Source organism: Bacillus sp. JJ1609 (genome assembly GCF_036967045.1).
Classification (GTDB): domain Bacteria; phylum Bacillota; class Bacilli; order Bacillales; family Cytobacillaceae; genus Mesobacillus.
The window spans coordinates 188,351-195,220 of record NZ_JBALSS010000001.1 but is presented as its reverse complement, the minus strand read 5'-3'; the positions used below and the strand labels follow the sequence as shown (position 1 = coordinate 195,220).

Sequence of the window (6,870 nt, the reverse complement as noted above, 5' to 3'; positions counted from 1 at the left end):
AAAAGCCGGCAGTTGGGCTTTTTCATAATTCTTTCGCGGAAAGCGAGTGCCTGGAGCGGAAATCAACAGTCTAATTTAACATAGTTTTAAATATACGATGCTCACACAGGAATCCATCAATGATATATTTAGATATTTCAGAAGGCTTTAACCTGCAAAATTACAATCAAAGATGTTAGTCTTTTATGGAATGGGTACAGCCGGTAAAGAGGGGATTGAAAATGGACAAGGGGAAAATCGTCTCAATAGAAGACCGAATTCCAAAACTAAAACATCAAAGACGCAAGAAAGCAAATCGTAGGCTAATCATGCTGCTGGCTTTGTTTTTTGTATTGATTGCCGGTGTAATCTATTTTCAATCTCCACTCAGCAAGGTGAAAAGCATTACAGTGTCAGGCAATGAATCCTATACCATTGAACAAATTGTCGAGGAGAGCGGGATTTCACTCCAAACGAATGTATGGCAGATAAACAAGGAAGAGACTGAAAAAAAACTGGAGAAGATCCAGGAAATCAAGAACGCAACAGTCAAAGTCAAGCTTCCCAATACTGTTGCGATTGAGCTTGTAGAATTCAGACGTCTTGCTTACATATCAAAAGGCAAGAATTTTTATCCGGTCCTTGAAAATGGACATATTCTTAGTGAAAAACAAATCGATGAAATTCCTGTCAACGCACCAATTTTAATTGGCTTTAAAGAAGGAAAAGTTTTGGATGAAATGATTGATTCACTCGAGACCCTTCCCGGAGTGGTGATTAATTCGATTTCGGAAATTCATTCAAAGCCGGACAAGACGGATAAGTTCCTAATTAAGCTGTATATGAATGACGGTTTTGAAGTGAATGCTAGCTTGAGGACTTTTTCGGAAAAAATGGCACACTATCCTTCGATTGTCAGCCAGCTCGACCCTGATAAAAAGGGTGTGATCGACCTCGAGGTTGGCTCTTATTTTAAAGCTTATGAAGCAGAGGAAGCTGAGGAAGTTGAAATTGAAAAAGAAAGTGAACAGTAATCGTGTGATCCTTTCGCTCGTTTCCCTGGTGCTTGGCTTTATGGTCGCTTTTTCATATCGTGTTACACAGGATGAAAGTAACAATGGCAAAGGCTTGACAAACAAGCAGTGGGAGCAGCATTTAAACCTGAGGAACGAATTAATTGATCAGGAAGAGAAAAACCGCGAACTGCAAAAAGAGTTAAATGCTAAGCAAGAAAAGGTAAGGAAAATTGAAACAAACCTTTCGAAAGAAGCACAGGTATTTTTTAACATGGCAGAAGATGCAGAAAAATACCGAATGTTTCTTGGCAAGGTGAAGGTCAGTGGAAAAGGTGTCAAAGTAACTCTTGCAGATGGAGAGTATGATCCTGACGAAGAGAATATCAATAACTATCTCGTTCATGAGCACCATGTTTTCAAGGTAATTAATGAGCTTTACATTTCAGGAGCAGCTGCTATCGCCGTAAATGGGCAAAGAATTTCTCATAATTCCTATGTCTTATGCACCGGGCCTGTCATTACTGTAGATGGCTACCAGCATCCTGCCCCCTTTGAAATTACTGCTATTGGAGACCCCAATGTTCTTTCTTCCGCATTAAATATTACCGGTGGGATAAAAGATCAGCTTGTAAACGATCAAATTGTTTTTTCAATGGAAGAAATGGATGATATCAAGATGGATCCGATTCTTGGGAATTGATGCCTGAAAGATCATCATGCTTCCTAATTGCGGAATTAATGTATGGTTATGAATGTTTATAGAGGCTTTTTCATACGGAGGATCCATTTCAGAGCAGCATTTTGCAGAATTGGCATCGTATATAGCCTTACAGAAAGCAAGGTGAATACTTTTGGGCCGCCCTAAAAATCTAAGTTTTAGCATCATTGCCGCTATAATCGGATTGATGGTCGCCATCCAGTTTCAGACCGTAAGGGAACCTGAAGTCAGGGACACGAGGGACACCTGGCAGCTTCGAGAGGATTTAATGAAAGAGAAGGAAATTCAATCCAAGCTGCTTCTTGAAATCAGGTCAAATGAAGAGAAAATCGCGAAGTATGAAACTGAGCGGCAGCAGAGCAAAGAAGAAGTACTCCGGGAAACATTGAATGAATTAAAGGTTGAGGCAGGATTAACGGAGATAACAGGCCCAGGGATCACCCTGTCAATCGCCCCGGCTTTCAATTTGATTGTAGATGGAGACGATGCTCCTACCATTTCTCCGGACATGCTGAAAAGGCTTTTAAATGAGTTGAATATGTATGGTGCCCAGCATGTCTCCGTTGATGGGGAAAGGATTATCAATACAACGGTCATCCGTGACATCAACAGAGAAACGAAAATAAATGGGCACTCCCTGAACCGTTTTCCTATTGAGATCAAAGTTATTGCCGAGAATGCCCAGACAGCTGAAAAGTTATACAATCGTATGAAGGTATCGACAGTTGCCGAGGATTTCTTCATTGATAACCTTGAAGTAAAGGTGAACAGGCCAGAAAGCAAATTGGTTGTTCCTGCTTATCAGGATACAATCAGGATTCGGTACATGGATCCCGTTAATAAAGATAAAGGAGGAGGCAACGGATAATGTGGCTTCCAATAATGGGGTTGATAATCGGTGTGATCATCGGGCTGTTGACCGATATAAAAATTCCGGATGAATACTCGAATTACTTGTCGATCGCAATCCTTGCTGCCCTCGATACTTTGTTCGGAGGAATTCGTGCCCAGCTTCAAAATATATACGATGAAAAGGTTTTTGTATCAGGTTTCTTTTTTAATATAGTATTAGCTGCAAGTTTAGCTTTTCTAGGTGTTCATCTTGGTGTAGACTTGTATTTAGCAGCAGTTTTTGCCTTCGGGGTGAGGCTGTTTCAAAATATCGCCGTGATTAGGCGGATATTATTAACAAAATGGTCCACTACAAGTGAAAAGTAGAAAAAAAAATGATATTTTAAAAGGGAAATATTTAATTGTGACGAATAAAGTAATGTAATTAAATGTGAAACGAAATTAGAAGTGCGGCAGCAAATTGTTGTTCAAACATTAGGAATTGTTGAAGGAGGTGCCACAGAATGAACAGCAATGATATATATGTCAGTCTTGACATCGGTACATCCAGTGTGAAAGTTATCATTGGTGAAATGGTCAACGACTCTTTAAACATAATTGGTGTTGGCAATGTGAAGTCCGAAGGATTAAGAAAGGGCTCCATTGTTGATATAGATGAAACCGTTCATTCTATTAAACGGGCAGTAGAGCAAGCTGAAAGAATGATAGGTATGAAGATTAACCAGGTGATCGTAGGAGTCACCGGGAACCATGTATCGCTCATGCCATGCCATGGCGTGGTTGCAGTATCAAGTGATAATCGCGAAATCACGAATGAAGATGTTGCGAGAGTCATTGACGCTGCACAGGTGGTTTCAATCCCGCCTGAGAGAGAGATAATAGACGTGATTCCAAAGCAATTTATCGTGGATGGCCTTGATGAGATCAATGATCCAAGAGGCATGATCGGTGTAAGGCTTGAAATGGAAGGAACGATTATTACAGGTTCTAAGACCATCTTACATAATACACTTCGCTGTGTAGAGCGTGCTGGCCTTGAAATTTTGGATATTGGCCTGCAGCCGCTTGCAGCTGGAGCTTTCGCCCTTTCTAAGGACGAAAAAAATATGGGTGTCGCGATGATTGATATCGGCGGTGGTTCTACAACAGTCGCTGTTTTTGAGAACGGGCATTTAAGAGGGACATCTGTTATTCCTGTAGGCGGGGACCATATTACAAAAGACTTGTCAATCGGCCTGCGTACAACAACGGAAGAAGCAGATAAATTGAAAATTAAACATGGACATGCTTTTTATGACCATGCTTCCGAAGATGAATTTTTTGAAGTCCCAATCATTGGCAGTGACCAGCAGCAGCAGTTCAACCAGCTGGAAGTTGCCGATATTATTGAAGCAAGGATGGAAGAGATATTCTCCTTGGTTCAGGACGAATTGAAAATCATGAACATCAGGGACCTTCCTGGGGGGTTTGTCCTTACGGGAGGCATAGCAAATATGCAGGGTGTTCTGGAGCTTGCCCAAGATATATTCCAGAGCCGTGTGAGAATTGCGATTCCTGATTATATCGGTGTAAGAGAACCACAATACACGACTGCAGTCGGATTGATACAATTTGCGTATAAAAACGCAAAATTAAAAGGAAAGAAAATGGAAGCTGTTTTCAGTGAATTAGAACCAAAAGAAAAAAGAGTTCAGAAACAGCCGCATCCAAAATCGAAGCCTGAGAAACAGCCTGAAGAAAAAGTGTCATCAAGAATGAAGAAATTTCTTGGCTACTTTTTTGAATAATCAGTGCTAACAGGAGATCGACGAATTAGGAGGATTTGTCATGTTGGAATTTGATACTAATTTAGATTCACTTGCTACTATAAAAGTTATCGGTGTTGGCGGCGGCGGAAATAATGCGGTTAACCGAATGATTGAACACGGTGTTCAGGGTGTTGAATTTATCGCGGTAAATACAGACGCACAGGCATTAAATCTTTCCAAAGCTGAAATCAAAATGCAAATCGGCGCAAAGCTCACTCGTGGACTTGGTGCTGGCGCTAATCCTGAGGTTGGCAAAAAGGCTGCCGAGGAAAGCAAAGAGCAAATCGAAGAAGTGCTTAAAGGCGCAGATATGGTATTTGTTACTGCTGGAATGGGCGGAGGAACAGGAACTGGAGCAGCCCCAGTAATTGCTCAGATTGCAAGGGACCTAGGCGCCCTAACAGTTGGTGTAGTTACACGTCCATTCACGTTTGAAGGACGCAAGCGCGCTGGGCAAGCTGGCGGCGGAATCGGCGCAATGAAGGAAGCGGTAGATACGCTCATCGTCATTCCTAACGACCGTTTGCTTGAAATCGTTGATAAGAGCACTCCTATGCTCGAGGCATTCCGTGAAGCGGATAATGTTCTTCGTCAAGGTGTACAGGGTATCTCCGATTTGATCGCTACTCCAGGATTGATTAACCTTGACTTTGCTGATGTTAAAACAATCATGTCCAATAAAGGTTCAGCCTTGATGGGTATTGGTGTAGCAGCTGGTGAAAACCGTGCTACAGAAGCAGCTAAAAAGGCTATTTCATCACCATTGCTTGAAACATCACTTGATGGAGCACAAGGTGTACTTATGAATATTACTGGCGGAACGAACTTAAGCTTATATGAAGTTCAGGAAGCTGCAGATATTGTTGCATCCGCTTCAGACCAGGATGTAAACATGATCTTCGGTTCCGTAATTAATGAGAACCTAAAGGATGAAATCATTGTTACTGTTATCGCAACAGGTTTCAATGAAGAAGTCGTCCAGCCTAAGCCAACAAGACCAGGTTTTGGTGGCCAGCAGAAGCCTCAGATCGGTGCAATTAAGCGTGAACAGCCAAAGCGTGAAGAAATCCAGCAGGAAGCACCAAGAAGCAACCCTTCACCACAAGGCGAAGACGCTCTTGATATCCCAACATTCCTTCGCAACAGAAACAGAAGACGCTAATAGTCAGGATATATTGTAAAAAGGCACAGCCAACAGGCTGTGCCTTTTTCGCTTTAAAGCGCCGGGGGTCAGACCCCCGGCGCGGTGGTGCGTTAAAGTGGGTCTTTTTTATTTCTTCTACAAAACCTTAAAAAAAAGTTTTTCTTTCCTTAGTTAGGTAGTGATCTACTTTAAAAGTTAATAATCTGAAAATTGACAAAATCCGAATGTAAAAGTGAAAATCTCTGTTGTTTTGTATACATAATGTGACACACTTCATGAAGCAATGACGATATACTTTTTCGTAACGGAATGATAGAGCAGTCAGCGAAGGGACATTCACCTTAAAAATGTTTTTGGTTTTGGACTGGGGGAGGCAAGGTGAAGATCTATCTTGATGTAATTTGGGCTCTGAATCTATTATTTGATGCATTCCTCCTGTATTTGACTGCCTTGATCCTGAAGAGGCAGGTTAAGCTTTGGCGAGTTGCAATTGGAGGGTTCATTGGTTCATTGCTCATTATATTGTCTATTACTCCGTTACATGCAGCAGCGGGGCACCCTGCAGGAAAATTATTTTTTTCGATCTTTATGGTGCTATCAGTATTTGGGTACAAGAGATTGCGATTTTTCTTTAAGGCTTTAATGACATTCTATGTAACGACCTTTTTGCTCGGAGGGACGCTGACGGGTGTCCATTATTTTATCCAATTTGATATGGATCTCGCCTCGAATGTGGCTCTGAATCATATAAAAGGTTATGGCGATCCGATTAGCTGGCTGTTTGTACTATTAGGGTTCCCGCTGGCATGGCATTTTTCCAGGAGAAATATAGAACAGTTCGAAATGACCAAGATTCAATATGAGTCATTGGCTGACGTGGAGATCCAGTTCATGGGAATGTCATTTAATATCAGGGGTTTGATAGACAGCGGGAATCAGCTGTATGATCCAATCTCTAAAATGCCGGTGATGATCCTGTCCATCGTCAAATTAATGGAACAGATGCCTAAGGATATCAGGAGGATTGCTGAGAACCCTGATTGTGTTTTGTCAGGGGAAGGGGATTTTTCTCAAGAGCTGGAAAATAAGATGAGAATAATTCCGTGCAAGGTGGTTGGACAAGAACATCAATTAATCATAGCTTTTCATCCAGAGAGCATCAAAATCACAAATGGCAATGAAATTTATATTGCAGAAAAGGGGCTGATTTCATTTACCGCCCAGGAACTGTCTGCTGATGGCAGCTTCCAGTGTATCATTCACCCGAAGATGATGGCAGGTATGGCAAAGGCTGATTCAACCGTGAAGGTAAGTTAATATTACTATACTCAGAAATACATAATTTAGAAGGAG

7 protein-coding genes are annotated in these 6,870 nt (G+C 41.6%); all 7 read left to right on the top strand.

The annotated features are described in order from the left end of the window. Positions 1 to 221 precede the first annotated feature (221 nt). The 7 genes from V7654_RS00955 (at position 222) to spoIIGA (ending at position 6,834) form a co-directional block, all read left to right on the top strand. The gene (locus V7654_RS00955) at positions 222 to 1,013 is read left to right on the top strand and encodes a cell division protein FtsQ/DivIB (RefSeq protein WP_335427771.1); all 792 of its coding nucleotides are present in this window, start codon (positions 222 to 224) and stop codon (positions 1,011 to 1,013) included. After that, positions 961 to 1,695 (top strand): DUF881 domain-containing protein, encoded by a 735-nt coding sequence (locus tag V7654_RS00950; RefSeq protein ID WP_335427770.1) that lies wholly within the window; start codon positions 961 to 963, stop codon positions 1,693 to 1,695. The genes V7654_RS00955 and V7654_RS00950 overlap by 53 nt, the downstream gene beginning before the upstream one ends. A 151-nt stretch (positions 1,696 to 1,846) precedes the next feature. Further along, positions 1,847 to 2,581, top strand: a complete 735-nt coding sequence (locus V7654_RS00945) for a DUF881 domain-containing protein (protein ID WP_335427769.1) — start codon at positions 1,847 to 1,849, stop codon at positions 2,579 to 2,581. Then, a complete protein-coding gene (locus V7654_RS00940; RefSeq protein WP_207498512.1) occupies positions 2,581 to 2,931 on the top strand; it encodes a small basic family protein in 351 nt (116 codons plus the stop codon). The genes V7654_RS00945 and V7654_RS00940 overlap by 1 nt, the downstream gene beginning before the upstream one ends. Positions 2,932 to 3,068: 137 nt before the next feature. Then, positions 3,069 to 4,352, top strand: a complete 1,284-nt coding sequence (gene ftsA / locus V7654_RS00935; RefSeq protein ID WP_335427767.1) for a cell division protein FtsA — start codon at positions 3,069 to 3,071, stop codon at positions 4,350 to 4,352. Between the two features lie 40 nt (positions 4,353 to 4,392). Further along, positions 4,393 to 5,535 (top strand): cell division protein FtsZ, encoded by a 1,143-nt coding sequence (gene ftsZ / locus V7654_RS00930; protein WP_335427765.1) that lies wholly within the window; start codon positions 4,393 to 4,395, stop codon positions 5,533 to 5,535. A 360-nt stretch (positions 5,536 to 5,895) separates the two neighbouring features. Beyond that, on the top strand, positions 5,896 to 6,834 hold the full coding sequence (gene spoIIGA / locus V7654_RS00925) for a sigma-E processing peptidase SpoIIGA (RefSeq protein ID WP_335427763.1): 939 nt from the start codon (positions 5,896 to 5,898) through the stop codon (positions 6,832 to 6,834). Positions 6,835 to 6,870 lie beyond the last annotated feature (36 nt).